This window comes from Methylibium sp., from assembly GCF_013817365.1.
In the GTDB taxonomy this organism is placed as follows: domain Bacteria; phylum Pseudomonadota; class Gammaproteobacteria; order Burkholderiales; family Burkholderiaceae_C; genus Methylibium.
The window spans coordinates 1-2,495 of sequence record NZ_JACDCU010000526.1 but is presented as its reverse complement, the minus strand read 5'-3'; the positions used below and the strand labels follow the sequence as shown (position 1 = coordinate 2,495).

Genomic DNA, 2,495 nt, shown 5'->3' with positions numbered 1-2,495 from the left:
TGCAGCGACACCTTGCCGCGCACGGCATCGACGTCCAGCCCCAGGCAGGACTGCAGCAGGCTGAACAGTGCCGCCGCCGCCCAGGCTTGCGGCGAGCAGGCCACCGGGTAGAGCACAGGGCCTTCCGACTCGCGGCGCGGGAAGCCGCAGAACAGCTCGGGCAGGCGGTTCTGGTCGAAATGCATGCTCGCCTCGAACAGGCCCGTGAGCACCTGCATGGCCTGGGTCGTGTGCCCGTAGCGCGCCATGCCGGCGGCGATGAGGGCGTTGTCGTGCGGCCAGATCGAGCCGTTGTGATACGCCATGGGGTTGTAGCGCGGCTCGCCGCGGGCCACGGTGCGGATGCCCCAGCCGTTGTAGAAGCGCTCGCTCAGCATGCCCTCGGCGATGCGCGCTGCATGCTCGGGTGCGGCGATGCCGCTCCACAGCGCATGGCCCGGGTTGGAGCTGCGCACCGCGCAGCGGCGCTTGTCGCCATCCAGGGCGATGGCGTAGGTGTCGATCTCCTCGCACCAGAAGGCCTGCACGAAGCGTTGCTGGAGCTGCTTCGCGTCATCGCGCAGCCGCTGGGCCAGCGAGGTGTCGCCGAGCGCCTGTGCCAGTTCGGCGGCGAGCAGCTTGGCTTCGAACACGTAGCCCTGCACCTCGGCCAGCGCGATCGGCGCCTCGGCCAGGCGCCCGTCGGCGTGGAAGATCGAATCCTGAGAATCCTTCCAGCCCTGCTGCACCAGACCTTCCTGGCTGCGTCGCTGGTACTCGACGAATCCGTCGCCGTCGGCATCGCCGTGTTGGTCGATCCACCGCAGCGCGGCCAGCACGTTCGGCCAGATGCTGCGCACGAATTCGAGATCGCCGGTGCGCCGGTAATAGGCACCGACCAAGCCCACGAACAGCGGTGTTGCGTCGACGGTGCCGTAGTAGCGGCCGAACGGAATCTCGCGCGTGGCGGCCATCTCGCTTCGCCGGGCCTCGTGGAGGATCTTGCCCGGCTCGGCGTCGCGCTCGGCGTCTTTCGACTGCGCCTGCGTTTCGGCCAGAAAACTCAGCACGCCGCGCGCCAAGGAGGGGTCGAGCCACAGCATCTCGCGCGCTGTGAGGATGCCGTCGCGCCCGAAGGTGGTCGAGTACCAGGGCACTCCGGCGTACGGATACGGCCCGGTGGGCAGTTGGGTGGTCAGCATCGCCAGGTCGGCCACGGAGCGCTCGAGCCACAGGTTGACCAGCGGGTTCGAGGTCTCGATGGTGCAGCGGTTCTCGCGCAAGGCCCGGCGCTCGGCCTTGGTGTTGACGAACGCGCTGTCGTAGTGCGCCACGGGCGGCGCGGCGGCCTCGCCCGGTCGGGATTCGCAGCGCACCGTGCAGTAGAGGTGTCGCTCGTCGTCCGGCGCCAGGTGCAACTCGAACTCGGCCTCTTGCGGGCCGAGCCGTGCAGGCATCGGATCGAACTGCAGATGGGTGTGGCGGAGCTGGTCGTCCAGGCCGCGGTAGGGCAGCAGCACCTGCGCCTGACTCACGCTCGCCGGCAGGTGCTCGCCACGGCGGGTGCGCTGCATGCCGCGCACCTCGAAGAGATCGACGAAGTCGGCCTCGAACTGAAGCTTCAGCGTGGTGGCGACCTCATGCTCGCCGTGGTTGACGACGCGAATGTGCTCGTAGCAGGCGCCGCGCCACAGCAGCTTGGCGCGAAAGATGTGCAGCGTGCCCTTGGCCGCGGTGGCGGAGTCCGGGTTCATCAAGTCCACCGTCAACAGGCTGTTGGCCTCCTTCACCGACGTGCCCAGGCACAGCGGGTGCGCGCCATCGATCAGCAGTTCGAGGCGCGAAAGATAGCGCGTGTCTTCGTGATACAGCCCGTGCTCTCCGCTGCCGAGCAGCGGAATGTCGCCGAACTGGTCGAAGAGGGCGAAGGTCTCGTCCTGCTTGAGCACCTGCGGGGTGTCTCCGGCGCGCGCCGCGGTGGCCGCCACATACCACTTGTCGCCGATCTGGATCTTCTCCGTCATGCTGCGAGTCCCCGGTAGACATCGACATAGCGCTCGGCCATGGTGCGCGCCGTGTAGCGGCGCTCGAACACCCGGCGACAGCGGCGCCGGTCGATGCTGGCGATGTTGCACGCCGCGGCGATCGCCTCCTTCTGGTTGTTGACAATGAATCCGGTCACGCCGTGTTCCATCACTTCTTCAACCGAGCCGCCCGCGTAGGCCACCACCGGCGTGCCGCACGCAAAGGCCTCGATCATCACGATGCCGAAAGGCTCGGGCCAGTCGATCGGAAACAGCAGCGCCCGGGCCTGACCCAGGAACGCGCTCTTGTGCTCTTCATCGATCTCGCCGATGAACTCGATCAGTGGGTGATCGAGCAGCGGCTTAATCTGCGCCTCGAAGTAGGCGCGGTCCACGGCATCGACCTTCGCCGCGATGCGCAGCGGCGCGCCGCAGGCGATGGCGATCTCGATCGCGCGGTCGACCCGCTTCTCCGGTGAAATGCGGCCGAGA

Annotated in this window: 2 protein-coding genes; both read right to left on the bottom strand. The window is 67.9% G+C overall.

All coding sequences use genetic code 11. From position 1 onward, the window contains the following. On the bottom strand, positions 1 to 2,003 hold a 2,003-nt coding region (locus tag H0W38_RS20835), incomplete at its 3' end, for an amylo-alpha-1,6-glucosidase (RefSeq protein ID WP_292457786.1). Beyond that, positions 2,000 to 2,495, bottom strand: a 496-nt coding sequence (locus tag H0W38_RS20830; RefSeq protein ID WP_292457785.1) for a glycosyltransferase, incomplete at its 5' end; no start/stop codon positions are given. The genes H0W38_RS20835 and H0W38_RS20830, both read right to left, overlap by 4 nt.